Below are 21,789 nucleotides of genomic sequence, written 5' to 3' on the forward strand. Positions count from 1 at the left end.
GTCCGCCGCCCGTTCGTGGCGTGGCAGGAACGCCTTGAGCGCTGTCGCGGGGATTGACTGTGCACGGTCGGCGCCGTCGCCGGCGCGGGTACCGGCATCGCGTGAAGCTGGAATTCCCGGACCAGACGCGAGAGGAACCACCCATGCCCTTCGCCACCGCCAAGGACGGCACGCAGATCTTCTACAAGGACTGGGGATCGGGCCGGCCGGTCGTCTTCTCCCACGGCTGGCCGCTGACCGCGGACGCCTGGGACGCCCAGATGAAGGTGATGGCGGACAACGGCTTCCGGGCCGTCGCCCACGACCGGCGCGGTGGCGGACGCTCCGGCCAGACCTGGGACGGCAACGACCTCGACACGTATGCCGACGACCTGGCGGCGGTCATCGAGGCGCTCGACCTCCGGGACGTCATCCTGGTCGGCCACTCGACGGGTGGCGGTGAGGTCACCCGCTACATCGGCCGGCACGGCACCGGCCGGGTGGCCAAGGCGGTCCTGGTAGGCGCGATCCCGCCGCTCATGCTCAAGACGGACGAGAACCCCGAGGGGCTGCCGATCGATGTCTTCGACGAGATCCGCAAGGGCGTGGAGACCGACCGGTCGCAGTTCTACAAGGACCTCAGCGGCCCGTTCTACGGGGCCAACCGTGACGGATCGACCGTCACCCAGGGGACGCGGGACGAGTTCTGGCTCTGGAGCATGACAGTGGGCATCAAGGGCGCCTACGACTGCGTCAAGGCGTTCTCCGAGACCGACCTCACCGAAGACCTCAAGAAGATCGACGTACCCACCCTCATCGTGCACGGCGACGACGACCAGATCGTTCCCATCGTGGCTTCCGGCGACAAGTCCTCGAAGCTCGTGAAGGACGTGGTCTACAAGGTGTACCCGGGCGCTCCCCACGGCCTCGCCATGGTGCCCAGGTTCGCCGAGGTGTTCAACGCCGACCTCCTGGAATTCGCGCGCGGTTGAACCAACGGCCTCCTGGCAGGATGCGGGAGGCCGACCCACCAGACCGAACAAGCGGTCCGGCGCTGAGAGACGCCCGGACCGCTTGTTCGGCTCGTGCCCGGCGCGGACAGGCGCGCTGGAGATCCGGTGGCGGTCCGTCGCACGCGGCGCGGCTCCTTCGAGCGCGACGGACCGCGGCACATTCGTAGTGTCCCGGAGGCATAGTCGATACGCTTCCTGTGGGGGAACACCCATGCGGATGGGGGACGCTCATGGCGTATCGGAGACCGGTGCGCCTGTGCTGCGGCGCCTTAGCCACGGGGCTGCCTGCTGGCCTACGCGGCGAGCGGCCGGCCGCCGTTCGGCACCGGCGCGGCGGACGCCCTGCTCTACCGGACGGTCCACGACGAACCCGACCTGGCCGGCATCGACGCGGAGGAGGACACGGACGACGACGGTCTGCCGGCACTGCTGCGCAGGTGTCTGGCGAAGGATCCGGCGGACCGCCCGACGGCCGGGCAGTTCGGCACCGCGCCAAGCTGGGCCGGCCGGTCTACCCCCGGGTGATCCCGGCCGACACCGAGGACGTGCGACCCGTCGTCGCCGACATGCTGCGGGCCGGGATCGGCTCCTTCATCTACGCCGGAGACGCGCGGGGCGGGGCCCGGCCCGCGCGCTGGCCGCGAGGGGGTTCGACGGGCCGCGGCTCACCCCGCAGGCCGTGATCGATCCGATGTTTCTGAAGGAGGCGGGAAACGCGGCCGAGGGATGGTTGCTGACGGCCTCCTTCGTCGACGCCTCCGCCGTGCCGGCCGCGGCGGCCTTCACCGCCGCCTTCCGCAAGCGGTACGGAGCCGAGCCCGGCCACTACGCCGCCGAGGCGTACGACACCGTCAACCTCGTCGTCCAGGAGATGGTGAAGGCCACGAAGGGCGGACAGCCCCCGAAACGAAAGGAGTTGGTGGGCCTGCTGCGCAAGAGCCACTACAACGGCATCACCAAGGACTTCTCCTTCAAGCCGGCGGACGGCACGTTCGCCGGCTGGGGTGTCTTCCTGTACCAGGTCGAGGCCGGCCGGTTCCGTTTCCTCGGCGCCGCCCCCTCCCAGGTGTAGCGGTGAGCGACGCGCACGCGCGGGAGCACGCGGGAGTGCGGGCGCTGAAGCCGGGGGATTCGCCGTTCGTCGGCGGCTACCGCCTGCTCGGGCGGCTCGGCGCGGGCGGTATGGGCGTGGTCTATCTGGCCCGCTCGACGGGCGGGGCGCTGGTCGCGCTGAAGGTGATCCGCGCCGAGTACGCGTCCGATCACGACTTCAGGGCCCGGTTCCGGCGCGAGGCCGAGGCGGCGGCCGGGCTCAGCGGGCGATGGGTCGTACCGGTCACCGCGGCGGCTCCGCAGGACCCCGAGCCCTGGCTGGCCACCGCCTTCGTACCGGGACCGTCACTGGCCGAGGCCGTCGCGCTGCACGGGCCACTGCCCGACCGGACCGTGCGCGTCCTCGGCGCCCGGCTGGCGGAAGCGCTCAGACGACAGGTCGGCCAGCCGCACCAGCTGGCAGATCGTCAAGGACCTGGCGACGATCCCACCTTCCAACGGCACCACGACCACCCATGTCGTGCTCGCGGACAGCGAGGACTTCGACACGGTCGCCGCAGCCGTGCTCGCCGACAAGGCGGAGGCCGTGGTCTACGGCGGTTCCTCACCGCACCGTGCCGCGCGGTGCGCCCGCGCGCTGGAACAGGCCGGTTTCCGGGGCACGCGGATGGGACCGGAACCGATCCTGGAGGCCGCCTTCATCGAGGAGGCGGGCCGGGCGGCCGAGGGCTGGGTGATCTGCACGTCGTACGTCGACCCGGACGAAATACCCGCCGCGGCACGCTTTGTGACGGCGTACGAGAAGCGCTTCGGCGTACGCACCGTCGAGCGCTTCGCCGTCGAGGCCTACGACGCGCTGAACTTCGTCGCTCAGGGCCTTCGTGAGCTGGGCAGCGCCGGGGTCGAGCGGGGCGCCATGGTGCGCAGACTCCGTACGTCCACCTACAGGGGACTGGCCAAGACCATCCAATTCGACACGGTAACCGGCGAGTTCCACTGGCTGAACGGCCTCTTCCTGTACCGCGTACGGAACGGTAGCCCGCACTTCCTGGGCCGCTACGACCAGCTCACGAAGGCCTGATACGGGGCCTGCCTCGCGGTCCCGCTCAGCCGCGCGCCTCGGCCGCCGGCAGACGCCCCGCACCGCCGGCCGGGCCGCCTCAGTCCGTCAGTCGCGCGAGGGCCAGTGCGTGGGCGCGGTCGAGGGCGTCTGCGGCGGCGCAGGCGATGTCCGGCTGCACGCCGGTGCCCTCCCAGTTGGTGCCGGAGACGGGGTTGACCGCACGGCCGACCGGAATGGTGGCTTCCAGGTGTGGGTGCACGGTCCACCCGTCACGTGGGTGCGCCCCGCCGCCGGTGCGTTCGCCGACGACAACGGCCCGGCCGAGCTGCTGCAGGTCGTACGCGAGTTCCTCGGCGGCCGAGAAGGTGCGGCCGCTGGTCAGCACGTACAACGGCTTGGTGCCGCCGAAGCGGGCGCCGGACACGTGCCCGGGGCTCCAGGACTGCTCGCGGCGGTCGCCGTCCCGCCAGTACATGGTGTTGAGGTGGGTGCGCGCGTCCAGCAGGTGACCGCAGACGAAGGCGACCGTGTCCGGGTCACCGCCCAGGCTGCCGCGAAGGTCCACGATCAGCGCTCGGGCAGGTGAGGCCAGAGCGAGCGCGGCCCCCAGCGGCTCGGCCGCCCACTCCAGCGGAAACAGCGCCGGCGCCAGCTCGACCACGGCCACCCCGCCCTCGAGCGACTCCACCCGGGGTGCGCCGCCCAGCGAGGCGTCGAAGTCCCGGCGCATCGCCGCCAGAGCGGCCGCACCCTGCTCCTGAGGTACCGGGTCGGCGTGGTACTTCAGTCTCAAGTGCCTGTCGCCGTTGACGGATTGCAGGTCCTCGGTGACCAGCCGGCCGAGCTCTTCGGCGCTGTCGACGTCGTAGGCCCCCTCGGCGAGGCGCTGTCGCAACAGGCCCGCGAGCTGCTCGGCGGTGTCCGGGAAGACGTAGTGCTCGGTCAGGAGCCGGGCCGTCTCGTCGATGACAGGGGCGGTCCGTAACTGCGTAGAAGTTGTCATGGCAGGGAGTAGAGCATCGCCCTTGCGGAAGCGTCAAGAGAGTTAGACACTTTCGGAATGCACGATCAGCCTCCCCCTCCGCAGCCGCCCGAGGAGCTCCAGGAGATCGGTGCGCCCGAGCAGTTCGCGGCGCTCGCCCATCCCCTGCGTCAGCGGCTCCTCTTCGTCCTCGGTCACCGGCCCGCCACCATCAGCCAACTCGCGGCGCACCTCGACGCGAGGAAGGGCAACGTGGCCCACCACCTCAAAGTGCTGCGGGAAGCCGGGCTGGTCCACATCACCGAGACCCGCCGGGTTCGTGGCGGAACCGAGCACTACTACCAGCGCACGGCCCGCCGCATGGTCGTCGCCGAACCCCGGGCGGACGGCACGGCGGCGATGCTGGCGGCGGTCGCCCAGGAACTGCAACGCTCGCCCGTGGAAGTCCTTTTGACGCTGCGTCACCTTCGGCTCGGCCCCGCGAAGGCACAACAGCTCGCCGAGACCCTCGCCCGGCTGGTCGACGAATCCGGGGAGGACGGAGAGGATCAGCCCATGCACAGCGTGCTGGTGACGCTGTATCAGCAGGCAGGCGGGCCGGCCGGCACCGACAATTCCTCCTGACCGAGGCGTCACCGGTCCTCGCCTCAGGCCGGTCGGCGTTCGCGGCCGGTGGGTCGCCGTCGGCCGGGTCCTCTGGGCGAGTTGCTCCCGTACGTGGCGGCGGGCCTCACCCGCGGCCTCCGGCCCCTCCGGCAGAGCCCAGGAAGCCATCTGCCGGTCGGCCACGGTGTGCAGACGGGCGATCAGCAGGGCGGCGTCGTCGGCGGTGGGGCCACCCGGCAGCAGGCCCGCGGTGACCGTGTCGCACAGGGTCTCCAGATCGGGGCAGCAGGCTTCGCCGGGGAGCGGGCCGGCGAGCTGGGCCATGCCCTGGTCGATCTCCCGGTGCGAGGACTCCACGAGCCCGTCGGTGTAGAGGACCAGAAGACTGTCCGCCGACAGCTTCAGTTCCGTCGTCTCGAAGGGAGGGAACGCGGCGCCCAGGGGAGGATTGACGGCGACCTCGGGGAAGTAGGCGCTGCCGTCGGGCCGGACGACGAGCGGCGGCGGATGCCCCGCCCGCACCATGGTGCACGATCCGTCGGTGGAGTCGTACAGCGCGTACAGGCAGGTCGCGTACGCGTGCTCGCCGAGGCCCCCCACGATGTCGTTGAGGTGGCCCATGATCTCGTCGGGGGGCAGTTCCAGGGCTGCCGGCGTGTGTACCGCGGTGCGCAGACGGCCCGTGGCCGCGGCCTCGGACAGACCGTGGCCCATCACGTCACCGATGACCGGGGCCACCTGGCCCGCGGACAGCGGGATCAGGTCGTACCAGTCCCCGCCCACGTCGGAGGTGTGCCCGGCCGGCAGATATCTCGCCGCGGCGGTGACCTCGGGCACGGTGGGCAGACTCAGGGGCAGCAGAGCCTGCTGGAGTTCCTCGGAGCGGGTGAGCTCGGCGTCGTAGAGGAGCGGGTGAGCTCGGCGTCGTAGAGCCGTGCTCTCTCCAGGGCGTGTGCCACGAGCGCGCTGATGGTGGTGAGGAGCGTGCGTTCCTCGGAGGTGAGGTCCCGTGCGGTGTCGAAGGCGATGACACACACGCCGAAGGTGTGGCCGGAGACCGTCAACGGGAGGAAGGCCCAGGCCTCCATGCTGCTCGGAGGCCGGTTGCCGCCGTCGGGGAAGTCCGTCCTTCGCGGGGCCGTGCCAGCTGAGCCGAGCCGAGCCGAGCCGAGCCGAGCCGAACCGTGCCGAGCGGCGTCGAGCCGGGCCGCCGGTGAGCAGGGCCGCGCCGCGGCGCGGCACGGTACGGCTCAATCCGCGCGTGTCCCGGTTGCGGGGCGCGGTGCGCGACACCACGCTGGCCAGAACGGCCGATTGATCGGCGGCTCGGGACGGGGCGCCCGTTTCCCTGTGGTCGTGCGGCCGTCCGGGCACGGGCACATGTGGTGGGTGGTCCCGAGGACGGGAGGAGGGTGGCGCACAGGTGAACGCCGGATCGCGTCGTCCTCACCGGCGGCCGGGCGAGCCCGCCACGGGTCGCGGCGGGCGTCGGCTGCGGTACGTCGTGGGGAATCGTTCCTCCCGTGGCGCCTGGGCGGTCACGAAGGCGCGTACGGCCGGATCGGAGGTGCGGCGCGGCACCGGGGAGCACCCGGGGGAGCACCTGAGTGTCCCGGTGAACCACGGGCTGCGGGTGGCCGCCGCCCACGCGTGGCGGCTCCTCGTCGTCGGGGTGGTCGTGTACGTGATCTTCGCCCTTCTGGGCAGGTTGCAGCTGGTCGCCGTGGCCCTGTTCCTCGCGCTGGTCGTGACGGCGGTCCTGCGTCCCCTCGCCGATCTGCTGGCGCGCCGCATGCCCAGGACCGTGGCGGTGATCGTGAGCATCCTCGGAAGCCTTCTGCTGGTGCTGGGCGTGATAGCGCTGGTCGGCCGCGTCGTGGCGGGCGAGTCGGGGCAGCTGGGCCATGAGTTCGCCGGTGGGCTGGGGCGGATCGAGCGCTGGCTGGAGGGTTCTCCCTTTCATCTGAGCCACGCGGTCATGTCGAATCTCCAGGGCAAGGTGGCCGCCTTCGTCTCCGACCACCGTTCCGTACTGATCAGCAGCGCGCTCAGCGGTGCCGGCCGCGCGGTGGAGTTCGTCACGGGACTGGTGCTCGCCCTGTTCTGCTCGCTGTTCTTCATCCGTTCCGGGGACAAGTTCTGGCGCTGGTTCCAGGAGTTGATGCCACAGGGCGCACGGGATCGGTGGGACCGCGGTGGGCGGGCGGCCTGGCGGACCTTCGCCGGCTACACACGCGGCATCATCATCGTGGCGGCCACCAACGCCATTCTCGTCGGAATCGCCCTCTACGTGCTGGGCGTTCCGTTGGCTCTGCCCCTCACGCTGCTGGAGTTCTTCGCCGCGTTCATCCCCCTGGTGGGCTCGCCCGTCGCACTCGGCGTGGCCACGGTCGTCGCGCTGGCCACCAAGGGGCCCGTCGTCGCGATCATCGTGCTCGCCCTGATCGTCGTCATCGGCCAGCTGGAAGGTCACGTACTGCATCCGCTCGTCCTGAGCTGGGCGGTCCGGCTTCACCCCGTGGTCGTGGCCCTCTCCGTCATCGCCGGAAGCATCCTGGCCGGGGTGACCGGCGCAGTCGTGGCCGTACCGATGGTGTCGGTCGCCTGGTCCGTGATCTCCGAGCTGCGCGCACGCCCCGAGCCCGAGCCCTCCGGGCCCTCACCCGGTCACGCCTCCGCTCCATCCGAACCGCGCTCCGAACCGCGCTCCGAACGGCACTCCGAACCGCACTCCGAGCCGAACGGCCCAGCCCGGACCGGGGAACCGTAGTGGGCCGAGGAACCACCGGCCCACCGGATCACCACACGTCGGCAGCCGTCCTATTGCTGCATCCTGGGTCTCAGTGAAGAGATCCAACAGGGGGTGCTGGATGTGGTCAGTGTTGTCAACGGGCGGGGGAGCGGTTCGACTGGTACTCCGACATCGTCTCGCGTGAAGTGATGCCCGCCGCGCTCAGCAGCGAGCGGCCCGCCGAATTCCATGGCGAGGCCGCGGTGCTGGACCTGGGGGAGATCCGTGTGTCGAGGTTCTCCTTGTCGCCCCTGCGCTCTCGGCGCACGGCCGCGATGATCCGGCGTGGCGACCCGGAGCAGTACCAGCTGGCCCTTCTGCGCAAGGGAGTCACGTCGCTGTCGCAGCACCGGAGCGAGTGCACCGTCGGAACCGGCGACCTCATGCTCTGGGACACCTCGCGCCCCTCCTGCAACCAGATGCCCGCCACGGGCGGCCAGGTGCAGGCGACGATCCTGCTGCTGCCCCGGAACATCATGCCGCTGCGCACCCAGCGCCTCGACCAGGTGCTGGCCCGCCGCATCCCCGGCGACCGGGGCATGGCCGCAGTCCTGTCGTCCTTCATGACCGCGCTGGAAGACCACGGCGCCGAATGCGGTCCGGACGAGCTGCGTCGTCTCGGCACGGTCGCCGTCGACCTCGCGACGGCTTGTCTGGCCCAGCACCTGGACACCGAGGATCAGCTTCCCGCCGAAGTCCGGACGCAGGCGCTGGTGCGGCGGATCCGGGCCTTCATCGAGCACAATCTCGGCGACCCGGAGCTGGATCCGTCGGCGGTCGCAGCCCACCACCACATATCGGTGCGCACTCTGCACCAGCTCTTTCACGACCAGGGCGAGAGCGTCCGCGCCCGAATACGCCGACGCCGCCTCGAGCAGTGCCGCAGCGACCTCGCCGACCCCGGTCTCCGCGCCCGCCACGTGAGCGCCATCGCCGCCCGCTGGGGCTTCAGCGGTCCGGTGGTCTTCAGCCGTTCCTTCCGTGAGGCGTACGGACTCAGCCCTACCGAGTTCCGAGCGCTGTGCGCGAGAGCCCGGCCCCGGTCCGCGACCGGCGGAAGCGCGGTTCGGCCGGCGACTGCCACGCGCACGAGCAGGCCGTCCTGGGGGATGCCACCCGAGGCGCTCACGGAGGCGATGGCGCCCACTGGCCTCAGCGCGTGAACCGGGAAGTCATCCTGGTTCACGCGCTCCGCCGGCCTTGAGCATTCCGACGATCAGCGCATCCGTCCGCGGGCCGGCGACTGCCCGCGGACGGATGTTCCGGATGACGTCAGCAGCCGTTGTTGATCGCCTTGGTGCCGACGTGGAGGACGCCGTTCGAGTTCATGTCGACGGTCGAGCCCCCACCCCCCTTGGTGTTCGAGGCCCAGACCACACCGCCGCTGCTGTTGTAGACGACGAAGTTGCCATCCGTCTGGTAGACCGCCCAGTTGTTGGCCATCGAGCCGGCGACGTCGACGGGCCCACAAGGGCCGGGACCCGGCCTCCTCGCGTCCCGTTTCGTAAGGTGTCGAGCGCTTGCGGCTGCCTGCCGGGGAGTTGGCATCTGATCACCGCCGACAAGTGACGTAGATCATGGCCTGAATCTCGCCTTGTTGTCCGGAATCGCCGGTCTCAAATGGATCATGGAATCGGCGGAGCGATCTTATGATGATGCGTCAAATCGCAGTAACTGTACTTAAGGTGGCCTATTCATGCGGATCTCCATCGTCCAGAAGTCGCTCGCCGTCGCGACCGCTTCGATCGCCCTCGCCATCGGATTCACGGGAAGCGCCAGCGCCGCCGCCTACGATGGGCAGGACCCGATCTCCAGCGGTTGCGCGAACACCGCCATCACGGCGAAGTCGAGCGGGATCTACGTCGGCAGCACCCAGGTCGGCACGATCGAACTGCGCTACAGCACCTCCTGCCGCACCGTCTGGGCGCGCGTGCGCTCGACCGGTCCCTACGGGCGCGCCACCATTACGCGCACCTCGAACTGGGACTGGGACAGCTGCGCCAGTCTGTCGTGGAACTCCTCCATGGGGCAGTACTCCTGCTACACCCCGATGCTGAACGACGCGGGCGTCGAGTCCTACGCCACCGGCTCCGCCTCGGCGTCCAACGGCTACAACTCGGGCGACGTGGAAACCGGCCGCTACTGATCCCGAGCCGTGTGCCGCCGTCCGTCGCAGCTGGACGGCCCTGTCCCACCGATCAACGCAACGAACATCAAAAGGACTTCAGGGATGAACCTCAAGAAGATCGTCGGCGCTGCCGTCAGCGCGATCATGCTCGCGGGTGTCGGGACCGTCGCCACCGCCACGACCGCCTCGGCGGGTGGCAACTGCTACATGGTCCAGTGGTACAACTCGAACCTGGCCCCGCACGGTTACTGGGTTCCCGACCACAACCTCTCGTACTCCCCCGGCAATCAGGACGGCTGCGTCATCATCCTGCAGCAGGAACTGAACCAGGCCTACGGGGCCGGCCTCGCCACGGACGGCTACTTCGGCCAGAACACCCTGAACTGGGTCCGACGGTTCCAGGGTGACTTCCACTGCGCCGGTGGCGTCGACGGCATCGTCGGGCACAACACCTTCAGCTGCCTGGACTGGGTCACCGGCAACTACCAGGCTTCCTGAAGGCCCATGCGGCCGAGCTCCTGACCCCGCACCGCCGGGGCCAGGAGCTTCGCTCCGCGGATCTGCGTCGCAGACAGCGCCGGTGTCGGCGGGGTTGCTCCGCAACGGTGCAGGCCTCAGACGCGGCGGGCGGCGACGCGCTCGGGGGTGGGCCAGCGGACCTCGGACACCCAGCCGAGGCGTTCGAGGACGCGGATGACGGCGGCCGACGGGTCGATCTGGCCGCGGTCCACGCCGTGCCGGGCGCTCGTGGGGTCGGCGTGGTGGAGGTTGTGCCAGCTCTCGCCGAACGACAGCAGGGCCAGCGGCCACAGGTTGGTGGCCCGGTCGTGGCGCCTGGTGTGGAACGGGCGTTCGCCGATCATGTGGCACAGCGAGTTGACGCTCCAGGTCACGTGATGGAGCAGCGCGATGCGGACGAGTCCCGCCCACAGAAGGGCGGTTACGCCGTACACCCAGGTGCCGCCGATCGCCCAGCCCAGCCCGAACGGCAGGGCCAGGGTGAGGACGCACAGTGCCGGGAAGGCTCGTGCGACGGCCCGCATGTCGCGGTCGGCGAGCAGGTCGGGGGCGTAACGCTCCGGCGGTGTGCGGTCGTTGCGGAACAGCCAGCCGATGTGTGCGTGGAACAGCCCGCGCAACTGGCCGCGCAGATGGGTGCCGTAGCGGTACGGCGAGTGCGGATCGCCGGGCCGGTCGGTGAAGGCGTGATGGCGGCGGTGCGTGGCGACCCAGTCGATGACGTCACCTTGGAAACTCAGCGAACCGGCCACCGCGAGCGAGATGCGCACCGGGCGTACGGCCCGGTAGCCGCCGTGGGTCAGACCGCGGTGGAAGCCGACGGTGACGCCGAGGCCGGTGACCGTGTAGAGGACGGCGGCGAGCACCAGGTCGACGGGATGGACTAGGCGTCCCCACAGCAGCCACCCCGCCAGGCCGAGCGTCACGAACGGCAGGACGACGATCATCGTCGTCACCGTCACGTACACCCGCTCCCCGCCGTCGCGCGCGGGGAGCGGTCCTTCCGGTGGGAAGGGGGACGTTCCGTCGTAGACCTGGGGCGGCGAGGTACCGCTCGACGGAACCGCCGTCGCGGAGGTGCCGGACACGGATGGCATAGGGAACTCCTGGGCCTCGGTGCGGGTGGCGCGCCGGGGTCAGGAGGCTGCCCCTGTGATGGGAAATCGTGAGCTGGACCGGTCCGGACAGCGGCGTATGAAGCGTCCTCGCTCCTTTCACCCTACGTCGGCACTGTCCGCAGGGAGGTGGGCCTGACCGCGCGACCGCCGCGGCCGCGACCAGGTCCATGAGGAGGCATCCATGGCATGGGCCAGGACCCTGAGGAGGCCCCAGCGACCGGGGACCGTCGTCAGGAGGCCTCCACGGCCGCCTTGATCCGCCGGCCGAACGCGTCCGCGTCCTTGCGGGCCGCACTCAGCGCCAAGCTCACCAGGAGCTTCCCGATGCCATGGCCCTCAAGCACGTTGTAGATCCGGACAAGCGTTGTGCGGTCGCCGGTGGACTCGAGGTCGTAGCCGCCCTCGTCCGCCGTGACCGTGTTCTTCGAGACTTCCGTCCAGCGGATCCGGCGGGGCGCCTCGAACTCGGTGATCCGGAACTTCCGGGCCGTCTTCATGCCGGCGTCCTTGACCGTACTGGTGAAGATCGTGCCCACTGCCGTCGGCCCCTCCGGCGTCTTCGTGATCGCCTGCACCCTGGGGCTGAACTCGGGGTCGTTCGTGCCGGCGGCGAGGTAGGCGAAAACCTCCTCGATGGGGCGGTTGATCTCGGTTGTCGCCTCGAACTGACCGGACACGGTTCCTCCTGTGCTGCGATCACGGACCGCCCGCTGAGGGCGCGCGGATCTGCCGCGCGTGCTCAGCCTAGGGGGCGGGAGTCCCACTGGCGCGTCGCACGGACCCATTCGTACGGTGACCGGCACACGGAATGGAAGGAGCGAGGGGTCGGGGAGCGGAAGGATCATCGGGGGAGCGGAAGGAAACAGGAGAAGGGCTGGGCGATGTGCGTTCGTACCGCCGCACCTGGGCCCCGCACGTTCAGCGGTCGAAGCTGTCGGTCAGGCGCACGGTGTAACCGTCCTCTTCCATCAGGACGACGGTGACACCGAAGGGGTTGGGATGGTCCAGTTCCATGGGGGTGAAGGCGTAGTCGACGGCGGCCTGAACCGGCGGCGGAAGTTCGCCGCCCGGCTGGGGCGCGGGAGCCGGCCTCCAGTCGAGGACGGCGGTGGACTCCGGCGCGCCCTCGGAGCCGGCGGACGAGAACCCCTCGGTGTAGGGGAACTGGTGCAGCACATGACCGTCCGGGGTGGCCTGGACCAGGTTCAGACAGGGGGCGGGGCCGATGACGGGCAGTTCACACGTGGTGGCGACGTCATTCGTTTCCCAGGCGAGGACGATCTCGTCCGCGCAGGCCGCCGCGGCGATGTTCGACAGTGCCGCGATGCCGGTGAGCGCGTCGGCCCCGGGCTTGGTCGGGCGGACCCAGATCAACCCGACCAGCTCGCCTCGCACGAGCGGCATGATGACCGGCCGGGGCGCCGCGCCCTCGCGTACTCCGTTGACGTAGGTGCTCTTCATCGAGCCGACCAGCGTGTCCCACGTGCGTGTGTCCACGGAAGCCCCCTTTGCCGCTGTTGCCTTCGATCACCTGTGACCCTGTCACGCGGGGCGTCGCCGTGTCAGGGGGATGTCCGGCACGCGACCCCTTCGGCCGCTTGGGCGACGGGGCGGCCGCGCTGTCCGCCGGCATCCGCACGGCCGGGCTCGTCGTGTTCACCGTGGTGGAGCCTGCACCCGCTCGCCGTGGTTGAGCCTGCACCCGCGAAGCACTGACCCGCGGGCGCGGGCGGTGCCCGCTGAGCGGCCGACCGTCGCGCCTTATTCAACCGGTTGGTTGACCGAGGGGCGGGCCGGCCGTAGGGTTATTCAACCGACTGGTTGATTACGTGAGGTGAGAGGTGGCGGACGACCGGCTGTCCCGGGTGTTCTCCGCCCTGGCCGACCCGACCCGGCGCGACATCGTGGCCAGGCTGGCCACGGGGGATGCCACGGTCAACGAACTGGCGGAGCCCTACGACGTGACCGTGCAAGCCGTGTCCAAGCACATCAGGGTGCTGGAGGACGCCGGTCTGATCAGTCGCAGCAGGGACGCTCAGCGTCGGCCCTGCCACCTCGAGGGCGAGGTCCTCGACCTGATGACGAAATGGATCGAACGCTACCGCCGCGAGGCGGAGGACCGTTTCCGTCGGCTCGATGCCGTCCTCGAAAAGATGGAGGAACAGTCGGTGAAGGGCCACTCGGCGAAGAAGGCGGCATCGTGAGCACCGCGGGCGCGGGCGCGAGCACGGGCGATCGGCACGAGACGCGGATCGTGGCCGACCCGGCGCTGCCCACCATCCTCATCATCCGGGAGTTCGACGCCTCCCCGGAGCGAGTGTTCAGGGCGTACACCGATCCCGATCTCGTCGTCCAGTGGCTCGGCCCGCGCCGGCTCACGATGCGGATCGACGTGTACGAGGCGCGCAGCGGCGGCTCGTACCGCTATGTCCATCGCGAGGCCGACGGGACGGAGTACGGCTTCCGGGGCGTGTTCCACGAGGTGCGCCGCGACGAGCGCATCGTGCAGACCTTCGCCTACGACGGCTTCCCGGACGGCGTCAGCCTGGAGACCACCGTCTTCGAGGACCTCGGCGGTCGCACCCGGGTCACCACGACATCCCTCATGGGCTCCATGGAGGCCCGCGACGCGATGATCAGAAGCGGTATGCGGCGCGGCGTCCGCGAAGGCCACGAACGCCTTGACGAACTGCTCGGCGACGGCCGCGGCGGGAACACAGGATGACGGACGAGACGGAAGGCACGAGATCATGACGAACGCAGCCGAAGAGCACCGAACCGTCGCGGGGGTCTTCACGGACCGCGTGCGCGGAGTGCGGCCCGGGGCATGGGACAACCCCGCGCCGTGCGAGGGCTGGGTCGCCCGGGACGTGGTGCGCCACCTCGTCGAGTGGTTCCCGGACTTCGTGAAGGCGGGCGCCGGAGTCGAACTGCCGAAAGGCCCGTCGGTGGACGACGACCCGGTGAAGGCCTGGACGGTGCACAGCGACGGAGTGCAGGCCCTCCTCGACGATCCGGCCACGGCGCACAGGACGCTGTCGAACCCGCACGTCGGAGAGGTCCCGCTGGACCAGGCGGTCGACCGCTTCTACACCTCCGACGTCTTCATGCACACCTGGGACCTGGCGCGGGCCAGCGGCCAGGAGGAGCGCCTCGACCCCGGCAAATGCGCCCAGTTGCTCGACGGGATGCTGCCGCTCGACGATGTGCTGCGCGCGAGCGGGCAGTACGGTCCACGCGTGGAGGTCCCCGGAACCGCTGACGTGCAGACCCGCTTGCTCGCCTTCATCGGACGCGAGCCCTGAGCGACGTGACCGTCCTGAGCGAGATGACCGACCTGTTCGCCGTTCGGCCTGGTCACCCCCTAGCCGCCTGATTGGCCTCCGGGCCGGATCACCCCCGGCCGGATCACCCCCGGCAGGATCACCACCGTCTCGGTTCACGGTCCGGCCGGTTCACCGCCGGGTACGGGCCGTGGCATCGCGGGCGGCTTCCGGGTCCGATCCGCCGCCCCGGACGGCAGGCGGCGGCTCGTCCGTACCGCTCCCGCCGATCGCCGTCAGCTCGGCCGCGAGCGTCTGCAGCCAGCTGTCGATGTCGACCAGCGCGGGCAGTACGGCGGCTGGGGTCACGGAGACGACCTCGGGGGGTAGAGAGATCGGCCGTGCCCGTACGCCACCCGGCGGGAACGCGGCCGCCCGGTCCATCGCCGCGGTCAGTTGTCCGACCGACTCCCGCGCCCACCGGACCGCGTCGGGCGGCGCCGGACCGTACGCCTGCCGGGGCAGCCAATGGGAACCGACCTCCGCGTGGGTGGCGCAGTTGAGCGCCAGATGCCAGTCGGGTCCGCCGCCGACGGAATCCCTGCCACCCTCCGTCCGGTACTGCGCGTAGGCGCCCTCCGCGATGCGGAGCCGGTGCCTGGTCAGCCGCAGCGCCTCCTCCGCCGTACCGCCCCGAAGCGGCGGATCCCCCGATGCGCCGGACGCGCCGGATGTGCCGGACGCGCAGACCGCGGATACCACGGTGTCCTGCACCAGGGGCCCCACCGCGCGCAGCAGCTCCGCCACACTGCGTCGGACCTCGCCGCGGGCTCCGGCCGGCCAGGCGAGCACGCCGCACGTCAGCCCGATCGCGCAGCCCGCCAGGACGTCGAGCAGCCGTGTCTCCGCCAGCCGCCAGGTGGCCGGAGCGAGCTGACTGAAGGCGGCGGAGACGACCAGGGTGAACAGCCCCTGCGCCCAAGCCGGTCCCGCGATCGGCCCCACGGAGAAGGCCACGAACATCGCCGGCACCAGCACGACGGCGTACACGTTGACGGTGCCGCCCGCCTCGAAGATCAGCACCCCGGCGGCCAGCGCGCCCAACAGCGTGCCGACCGCCGCCGAGCGCACGGTGGACCAGGTGGCGCCCGCGGTCGTGCGGCCCAGCGTCAGCACGGCCAGCAGCACCCAGAAGCCGTGCGAGAGCTCCAGCGCCCCGGCCACGAGACGGGCCGCGCCGAGCCCCAGGGCCGTGCGTACGGCGTTCTGGAACAGGACCGAGCGCAAGGTGAGATTGCCGGTCAGACGCAGAGCCAGGAGCCGGGCCGTGGGGGGCTCCGCGTACCAGAACTGCTCGGCCGGCAGTCCCGCCGAGTCGCGACGCCCCCCGATCGCCACGGCCACCGCGGCCTGAACCGTCAGAGCCGAGGCCGCAGTGGTCAGCAGGTCTGACCGGCACTCCAGCAGCCGCTGCGACGCTTTGGCGTCCGTGTCGAGCCCGGTCCCGGGCGGACGTCTGCGTACGGCGACGAAGTCGGCGACCATCTCCTCCAGGGCCTCGGCCCCCGGAACGGCGCGCGCGCCACGGAGGGCTTCCGCCGTCGCGGAGCATCCAGCCGCGACACCGCGCAGCAGCGCCTCGGAGGGTGGATCCCCGGCCGTCGCGGACTCCGGCCGCTCGGCCGTCCGGGCCAGCTGGTCCAGCACACGCCGTGTCGCGGCTCCCGCCTGTGCCAGTCCGCGGTCGGTACGGCCTGCACCGGTCGGTCGGGAAGCCGGTGGTGCCTGCGACAGGCGCAAGGACAGTCCCACCTCGCGCAGGCGCCGCGCCCGCTCGGGACCGTGACGGTGGCCCTGAGCCGCCGCGCGCGCCGAAGCGGCCGCCAGATCGAGGGCGGCGGCGATCCGCGCGCGGTACGGCTGAACGGGTGGGGCGGGCAGCAGGAGCAGCTCGCACAGGACCAGCAGGGCGCCACCCGCGAGCAGGCCGGCGAGCCGCTGCGGCAGGGTGTCCGGCGCGTACGGCGGGAAACACGCGAGCACGTAGAAGAGCAGCAGTCCCGGGACGGCACTCGCCGCCGCCGGTCCGTACGCCGCGGCGAAGGAGACGCTGAAGCCGATCACCAGCATCCCCGCGACGGCGGAGGCGGTCGTGACGGCGAGAGCGGTGCCGAGGGCTGTCAGCGCCACGGCGACCGGCAGCACGAACAGGACGGTACGCGCCCGGTCCCGGCCGCCGCCGGGGATCGGTGAGAGGACACCGAGGGCGATCGGCGCGAAGAGGGCGTAGACCGCGACGACCGGTTGGTCCAGCAGGTAGAGGGCCGCGTAGAAGCCCGCGGCGGACGCGACCGTGACACGCGCGGACTGCCGCGCGGCCCGTACGCGACCGGGGGAGGGGGGCCGCTTCGGCATGTGCGCTTCCTTCCCCGACGCCTCCCCGGGCCCGTCCCCGCCGTAGGTCCATTGTCGGCCGGGACCGGTACACGGGCAGCACGACTTTCGCGGGCCCGGTCCCTGTCCGGGCAACCGGGGCACCGAGCGGCCGGCAACCCGAGCCGGAGCGGGCGGTCGGCGCACTCCCGTGCCCGGTGGAGCCCAGGCCTCGTACGACGGACTCCCGGTCTACGACTTTGCCGCGCGCTTTCCGGAACAGCCTCGGCTTCCCGCACGGCCGGCCAAGGGCTCTGCCCGGTCGGACGAGGGTTTCGATCGGGTCGGCCGACGGCTCCGCCCATCGGACGACGGCCTCGTTCCGGCCGATGGTTCCCATCCGGCCGTGGGTCTGCCGTGATGATGGCCGCAACAGCGATGCGTGGTAAGGGAGTTGTGCGATTCGGGGCCGAGGGGCGCCCGGATGAGCGTCCGGCCCACGAAACGGTCCGCAAGCGCGTCGTCACCCGGCAGGACAGAGCACACCGTCTGGTCAGGGGTTTCTCTATCCAGGACGCGGGTCAGGACATAACATCCGGACGGGAACTCACCCAAAGGGCCTACTGGGGAAGCCTGCTGGGGTTCGAACCCGACCCCCGACGACGTGTGACATCTCCGCCTGCTCAAACGTTCAGTCCCGCACGAAGGAACCATCAGTGAGCGAAGCCGGATCCTCCGGAAGAGTCCAGCCTGCTCATGCCGGCGATCCCTCCCGTATAGGTCCGTACCGGATCGTCGGCCGTCTCGGCGCCGGAGGCATGGGTACCGTCCATGCCGGAGTAGCCCCTGACGGAACGCGCGTGGCGGTGAAGGTGATTCACCCCAACCAGGCCCAAGAACCCGAATTCAGGGCCCGTTTCAGGCGCGAAGTGGAATTGTCCTCCCGTGTCACCGGCCCGTATCTGATCCCCCTGCTCGCCGCTGACGCGAACGCCGAAGACCCATGGCTGGCCACCGAATACGTCGCCGGACCGACGCTCGACCAGCAGGTGCTCGCGCAAGGACGGCTCGCCGGAGCGAGCCTGTACGCTTTCGCGGCCGCCACCGCGCGGGCGTTGGCCGCCGTCCACGCCGTCGGCGTGGTGCACCGCGACGTGAAACCGCAGAACGTCATCCTCACGCCTTCAGGCCCCTGCGTCCTGGACTTCGGAATCGCGCATGCCGCCGACGGCACCAGTGTCACCCGTACCGGAGTCATGACCGGCACCCCCGGCTGGATCAGCCCCGAGCAGTACCGCACGGGGGCCACCGGGCCCGCGGGCGACATGTTCGCCTGGGGAGCGCTCGTGGCCTACGCGGCCACCGGAAGAACGCCTTTCGGGACCGGCACTCCCGACGTGGTCGCGTTCCGCGTGATGTCGGGTGCTCCCGACCTGGACGGTGTCCCCGCGCCCCTGCGCGGGATCGTGGAGCGAGCACTCGCCAAGGAGGCCGGGGACCGTCCCCCGGCCGCCGACGCAGCTGAGGAGTGCTTCGAACTCCTGGGTTCCCAGGTCACCCAAGTGATGCGCGCGGACATGTTGTTCACGCGGGCCGAGGACATGGTCACGGCAGTCTGGGACCCACCCCACGCGAACGATCTGGAGTGGCCGCAGCCCCCGAGGCGTCCACGAAGACCATGGGCGGGCATGACCGTTGTCGCGGCGGCGGTCATCGGGGGCCTGGTCGGCGGAGTGGTGGCCCTGGCGCCCGGCAGGACGGAGGGCAGCCGGCACCGAACCTCGAGCGCCGCGTCCGCTCCCGCTCACTCGGCGACCGGGTCCCCGCAGCCGTCCGTGTCCACGGCGGGCACGGCGGCGGAGCGGAGGCGGGACGCGAGCGACGGTTCGGCGAGTGCGGTGAGCTGGGCCGAGGCGCGGTCGGCACGGGGCGAGGGCGAGCACGATGTGGCGCGCGCCGTCCTGCACGACCAAGGTGTTCTCGTCCAGGAACTGGGCGGCGGCGTCGACTTCGCTCCGAACGCCGTGCGGTTCCACGCGTCGCGCAAAGAGGTCTACCTCTCGTACCGGCTCTCCTCCGACGAACAGGGAACGATGTACGCGGAGACGAAGGTCGCCGGATCGATGTGCCGGACGCTGAGGGATGTCGTTCTGCGGCTGCACCCGGAACTGCCGTACCGCACCTACGTCATGGTGAAGGAGGCTACGGGCCGCGAACCGCAGGTGACCTGGGACGACGACTTTCTCAGCAACGCGCAGTGCGCGTCGGCCGCCGACGACGACACGGGACAGGCCTCCGGCGCCGGTCTGGGCTGGGAGCCGGACGAACAGGGCCTCGGCCAGGCCATGATCCCCAGTACCGACAGCGACGAGATCGACGTCGCGGACCGGGCGACCAGGAAACTCATCGAGCGGACCAACGGGATGCGCAGGACGCTCGGCACCGATCGCCCGCTCGGCAACGCGGAACTCAAGATGGGCTTCGACCCGGGAGACTCGGCGATGTACGTGTGGTCGGACTACGGCACATGGAACCAGGGGCAGATCGAGGCCTGGGCGGACATGGCGGCGGGCGAGGCATGCCGGGCTCTGGTGAAGCAGAAGGACAGCGCGGGTGACGCATGGCCGTACTCCCGCTATGCCGTGGCGCAGATGGGCGGCTCCCACTACCTGATGATCCGTTGGGGTACGGCCGACACGTCGGCCGACTGCCCGGCCTGATCGAGGCCGGACAGAGGACCGTCCGAGGACCGCCCGAGGGCCGCCCGAACGTGACCGGGGTTGACCCTCGACCTTGTCGAGGGCTCAGGGTCGCAGGTGTGGAGAGCGAGATGCGCAGCATTGGTGAGATGGCCGGGGCCAGCGGACTGAGCGTGAGCGCCCTGCGGTTCTACGACCGTGGTGGTGTGCTGGTCCCCGCCTGGGTGGATCCGGTGAGCGGCTACCGCTGGTACGGCCCCGAGCAACTCGGCGAAGCCCGGTTGCTGGCCCGGTTGCGCCGGGCGGGCATGCCGTTGGCGGACATCCGCCTGGTGCTCGCCGGCTGGTTCAGCGAGGACACCGACCTGGTACGCAAGCTGCTCGCGACGCATGTGCGCCGTCTTGAGGCGGGACTGTCCGATGCCCGCAACGAGTTCTCCACGCTCCGAGCACTCCTCGAACGCAGGGAGAAACCCATGCCTTTGCCCCGTACCCACGCCGTCAGCCTGTCCGTCTCCGCGCCGGAACTCGCCGACGCGCTGGACGCGGTCCGTTTCGCCGCCAGTACCGACCCGGAACTGCCGATGCTCGGCGGTCTCCTCTTCGACATCGAAGGACAGACACTCGACGTCGTGGCCACCGACCGGTACCGGATGGCCGTCGCGCGGGCCGCCACCAGCGGGCACGCCGAAACCCGCGTGCAGATCATCGTCCCGTCCCCGCTCGCCGACGCCATGCGGGCTCTGCTCGGCGGCGAGGAATCCGTCCGCATCGCCGTCGACGGCGACCGAGTGACGCTGGAGACGGGAGACCGGCAGACGGCCGGCCAGTGTCTCGGCCACGACTTCCCCGACTACCGCCGCCTGGTCAACTTGCCGGCCGGTCAGCGCGCGCTGGTCGACGTTGCGACGTTCCAGGAGGCGGTGGAGACCGGTCCCGTCCGCACGCGTGAAGTGAGCGGGCCGGACGAGACGGCCGCCGACCTCAGCCTTCTCAAGGTGACGGCCGACGGGGCGGTGACGATCGGCGTGGACGGTGACGACGACCAGAGCCTGGTCGCCGTGAACCGCGAGTTCCTGCTGCACGCGCTCGCCGCCGGAGCCCGGGACCGACTGATCCTGGAGATCGGCGCTCCTGCCGCGCCCATCGCGATCCGACGGCCCGACGACGAGGACACGTTCTCGATCTTGATGCCGTTCCGTCTGGAGAACTGAGCAGAGCACCCGCGCCCCTGCCGCTCCCTCCTGGTCGGTCCAGGACCCGGCGGCGGTAGAGCGGTGGCGGCCGCCCGGTGCCGAGGTGCGGGCTTCCCCCTGCGTCAACCGGCGGGGCAGGGGGAAGCCCCGTCGGTGACCGACGGGGTGTCGGTGACCGGTCCCGCTCCGACCGTCAGGGACCTCGGGACGCACGAGCGCCCCGGCGAAGGGCATCCCGGCGCGTGGGGCGTACGTCATCCGCTCGCCGGTGACGGCTGCGTCGATGTTGGGCGGGTTCGCGTCATGCCGCTGACCGTCGGGTCCGTGCCGAGTTCTGGCGAGCTCCGGGGCGAGTCGCTTCGGCTACCTTTTCTGTTCCGTGGTGTGCTGCTCGAAGCCCTGGCTCGTCGGCAGCAGGTACCGCAACTGCGTGTACCGCTGAGCGCAGGCCGTTCGCGCGATGGCCTCGGCGACCGCGTCGGCGAGGGAGTGGGACGACTCGCTGAGCAGCGTACGGGCCTTGTCGGTGAGCGCCACCTCGACGCCGCGACGGTCGCCGCATGCGGAGTTCTTGGTGATCAGTCCCGCGTGCTGCAGGCAGGCCACCTGGTAGGTCAGCCGGGTCTTGGGGCGGCCCAGCAGTTCCGCGATCCGTGTCATCCGCAGGCTGGAGCCGGGCTGGTCGGCGAGCAGGCACAGCAGCAGGAACTCGTCGTGCGAGATCCCGGTCGCGTCCTTCACCCGCGAGCGGAGCTGCTGTTCGATCGTGCCGGCCGCGGCCAGCAGCTGCATCCAGGAGCGCAGTTCGGCGGGCAGGAGCCCGGTGTCGTCCGATGGCTCGCGCTCGGGCTGATCGGCGGGGGCGGAAGAGTCGGCCATGGTGTCACAGTCTAACGGTTGTCCATTTTTGGATAACCGGCTAGCGTGCGACGAGTCATCCAAATTTGGACTACTGGGCTGCGGTCCCGGCACTCGGGTCGCGGATGCGGCTTCCCCGGTCCCGTCC

21 protein-coding genes and 3 pseudogenes are annotated in these 21,789 nt (G+C 70.7%); 16 read left to right on the forward strand and 8 right to left on the reverse strand.

The window, feature by feature from the left end; all coding sequences use genetic code 11:
• Positions 1-143: 143 nt before the first annotated feature.
• The 6 genes and pseudogenes from ACFYW8_RS01950 (at position 144) to ACFYW8_RS01975 (ending at position 3,126) form a co-directional block, all read left to right on the forward strand.
• Positions 144-971, forward strand: a complete 828-nt coding sequence (locus tag ACFYW8_RS01950) for an alpha/beta fold hydrolase (protein WP_389066043.1) — start codon at positions 144-146, stop codon at positions 969-971.
• Positions 972-1,271: 300 nt separating this feature from the next.
• Positions 1,272-1,481: pseudogene (locus ACFYW8_RS01955) on the forward strand (hypothetical protein); the annotation flags it as partial.
• On the forward strand, positions 1,430-1,675 hold the full coding sequence (locus ACFYW8_RS01960) for a hypothetical protein (protein WP_389066048.1): 246 nt from the start codon (positions 1,430-1,432) through the stop codon (positions 1,673-1,675). The pseudogene ACFYW8_RS01955 and the gene ACFYW8_RS01960, both read left to right, overlap by 52 nt.
• Positions 1,672-2,064 (forward strand): ABC transporter substrate-binding protein, encoded by a 393-nt coding sequence (locus tag ACFYW8_RS01965; RefSeq protein WP_389066053.1) that lies wholly within the window; start codon positions 1,672-1,674, stop codon positions 2,062-2,064. The genes ACFYW8_RS01960 and ACFYW8_RS01965 overlap by 4 nt, the downstream gene beginning before the upstream one ends.
• A 35-nt stretch (positions 2,065-2,099) precedes the next feature.
• Positions 2,100-2,474: pseudogene (locus ACFYW8_RS01970) on the forward strand (serine/threonine protein kinase); the annotation flags it as partial.
• Between the two features lie 91 nt (positions 2,475-2,565).
• Positions 2,566-3,126 (forward strand): ABC transporter substrate-binding protein, encoded by a 561-nt coding sequence (locus ACFYW8_RS01975; protein ID WP_389066057.1) that lies wholly within the window; start codon positions 2,566-2,568, stop codon positions 3,124-3,126.
• Between the two features lie 79 nt (positions 3,127-3,205).
• On the opposite strand, the gene ACFYW8_RS01980 is transcribed toward ACFYW8_RS01975, so the two are convergent.
• Positions 3,206-4,111 carry a S41 family peptidase gene (locus ACFYW8_RS01980; RefSeq protein ID WP_389066062.1) on the reverse strand — a complete coding sequence of 302 codons (906 nt, stop codon included), beginning with the start codon at positions 4,109-4,111 and terminating at the stop codon, positions 3,206-3,208.
• 57 nt (positions 4,112-4,168) lie between these two features.
• Here ACFYW8_RS01980 and ACFYW8_RS01985 point away from each other — a divergent pair, with 57 nt between their 5' ends.
• Entirely contained in the window at positions 4,169-4,714 is a 546-nt protein-coding gene (locus tag ACFYW8_RS01985) for an ArsR/SmtB family transcription factor (RefSeq protein ID WP_389066066.1), read from the forward strand.
• Between the two features lie 75 nt (positions 4,715-4,789).
• Here ACFYW8_RS01985 and ACFYW8_RS01990 read toward each other — a convergent pair.
• Positions 4,790-5,832: pseudogene (locus ACFYW8_RS01990) on the reverse strand (PP2C family protein-serine/threonine phosphatase); the annotation flags it as partial.
• Positions 5,833-6,119: 287 nt separating this feature from the next.
• Here ACFYW8_RS01990 and ACFYW8_RS01995 point away from each other — a divergent pair.
• Together ACFYW8_RS01995 and ACFYW8_RS02000 are read left to right on the forward strand one after the other, a co-directional pair.
• Positions 6,120-7,466, forward strand: coding sequence for an AI-2E family transporter (locus tag ACFYW8_RS01995; protein ID WP_389066068.1), 1,347 nt, complete (start codon positions 6,120-6,122; stop codon positions 7,464-7,466).
• A 170-nt stretch (positions 7,467-7,636) separates the two neighbouring features.
• Entirely contained in the window at positions 7,637-8,650 is a 1,014-nt protein-coding gene (locus tag ACFYW8_RS02000) for a helix-turn-helix domain-containing protein (RefSeq protein ID WP_389066072.1), read from the forward strand.
• Positions 8,651-8,759: 109 nt separating this feature from the next.
• Here ACFYW8_RS02000 and ACFYW8_RS02005 read toward each other — a convergent pair whose 3' ends face one another.
• Entirely contained in the window at positions 8,760-8,930 is a 171-nt protein-coding gene (locus tag ACFYW8_RS02005) for a hypothetical protein (RefSeq protein WP_389066075.1), read from the reverse strand.
• Positions 8,931-9,183: 253 nt separating this feature from the next.
• On the opposite strand from ACFYW8_RS02005, the gene ACFYW8_RS02010 reads away from it, so the two are divergent.
• Both ACFYW8_RS02010 and ACFYW8_RS02015 read left to right on the forward strand, forming a co-directional pair.
• Positions 9,184-9,633, forward strand: a complete 450-nt coding sequence (locus tag ACFYW8_RS02010; protein WP_389066080.1) for a DUF2690 domain-containing protein — start codon at positions 9,184-9,186, stop codon at positions 9,631-9,633.
• A gap of 84 nt (positions 9,634-9,717) precedes the next feature.
• The gene (locus ACFYW8_RS02015; protein ID WP_389066084.1) at positions 9,718-10,113 is read left to right on the forward strand and encodes a peptidoglycan-binding protein; all 396 of its coding nucleotides are present in this window, start codon (positions 9,718-9,720) and stop codon (positions 10,111-10,113) included.
• Positions 10,114-10,229: 116 nt separating this feature from the next.
• On the opposite strand, the gene ACFYW8_RS02020 is transcribed toward ACFYW8_RS02015, so the two are convergent.
• The 3 genes from ACFYW8_RS02020 to ACFYW8_RS02030 all read right to left on the reverse strand — a co-directional run bounded on the left by ACFYW8_RS02020 (position 10,230) and on the right by ACFYW8_RS02030 (position 12,749).
• Positions 10,230-11,231 (reverse strand): acyl-CoA desaturase, encoded by a 1,002-nt coding sequence (locus ACFYW8_RS02020; protein ID WP_389066088.1) that lies wholly within the window; start codon positions 11,229-11,231, stop codon positions 10,230-10,232.
• Between the two features lie 251 nt (positions 11,232-11,482).
• On the reverse strand, positions 11,483-11,929 hold the full coding sequence (locus ACFYW8_RS02025) for an SRPBCC family protein (RefSeq protein WP_389066092.1): 447 nt from the start codon (positions 11,927-11,929) through the stop codon (positions 11,483-11,485).
• 241 nt (positions 11,930-12,170) lie between these two features.
• Entirely contained in the window at positions 12,171-12,749 is a 579-nt protein-coding gene (locus tag ACFYW8_RS02030; protein WP_389066097.1) for a hypothetical protein, read from the reverse strand.
• Positions 12,750-13,093: 344 nt separating this feature from the next.
• Here ACFYW8_RS02030 and ACFYW8_RS02035 point away from each other — a divergent pair, with 344 nt between their 5' ends.
• From ACFYW8_RS02035 to ACFYW8_RS02045, 3 genes are read left to right on the forward strand one after another with little or no spacing between them, the layout of a single operon-like run.
• Positions 13,094-13,456 carry an ArsR/SmtB family transcription factor gene (locus tag ACFYW8_RS02035; protein ID WP_389066101.1) on the forward strand — a complete coding sequence of 121 codons (363 nt, stop codon included), beginning with the start codon at positions 13,094-13,096 and terminating at the stop codon, positions 13,454-13,456.
• Positions 13,453-13,977 (forward strand): SRPBCC family protein, encoded by a 525-nt coding sequence (locus ACFYW8_RS02040; RefSeq protein WP_389066104.1) that lies wholly within the window; start codon positions 13,453-13,455, stop codon positions 13,975-13,977. Before ACFYW8_RS02035 ends, ACFYW8_RS02040 begins: the two co-directional genes overlap by 4 nt.
• 25 nt (positions 13,978-14,002) lie before the next feature.
• On the forward strand, positions 14,003-14,557 hold the full coding sequence (locus tag ACFYW8_RS02045; RefSeq protein WP_365877481.1) for a TIGR03086 family metal-binding protein: 555 nt from the start codon (positions 14,003-14,005) through the stop codon (positions 14,555-14,557).
• A 150-nt stretch (positions 14,558-14,707) separates the two neighbouring features.
• Here ACFYW8_RS02045 and ACFYW8_RS02050 read toward each other — a convergent pair whose 3' ends face one another.
• A complete protein-coding gene (locus tag ACFYW8_RS02050; protein ID WP_389066112.1) occupies positions 14,708-16,930 on the reverse strand; it encodes an FUSC family protein in 2,223 nt (740 codons plus the stop codon).
• 674 nt (positions 16,931-17,604) lie between these two features.
• Here ACFYW8_RS02050 and ACFYW8_RS02055 point away from each other — a divergent pair.
• Together ACFYW8_RS02055 and ACFYW8_RS02060 are read left to right on the forward strand one after the other, a co-directional pair.
• Positions 17,605-19,608 carry a serine/threonine-protein kinase gene (locus ACFYW8_RS02055; RefSeq protein WP_389066115.1) on the forward strand — a complete coding sequence of 668 codons (2,004 nt, stop codon included), beginning with the start codon at positions 17,605-17,607 and terminating at the stop codon, positions 19,606-19,608.
• A gap of 110 nt (positions 19,609-19,718) precedes the next feature.
• Positions 19,719-20,801: a MerR family transcriptional regulator gene (locus ACFYW8_RS02060; protein ID WP_389066120.1), complete on the forward strand. Its 1,083-nt coding sequence runs from the start codon at positions 19,719-19,721 to the stop codon at positions 20,799-20,801.
• Between the two features lie 345 nt (positions 20,802-21,146).
• On the opposite strand, the gene ACFYW8_RS02065 is transcribed toward ACFYW8_RS02060, so the two are convergent.
• Positions 21,147-21,662, reverse strand: coding sequence for a MarR family transcriptional regulator (locus tag ACFYW8_RS02065; protein WP_365877472.1), 516 nt, complete (start codon positions 21,660-21,662; stop codon positions 21,147-21,149).
• Between the last annotated feature and the right edge of the window lie 127 nt (positions 21,663-21,789).

Source organism: Streptomyces sp. NPDC002742 (assembly GCF_042888885.1).
GTDB lineage: Bacteria > Actinomycetota > Actinomycetes > Streptomycetales > Streptomycetaceae > Streptomyces.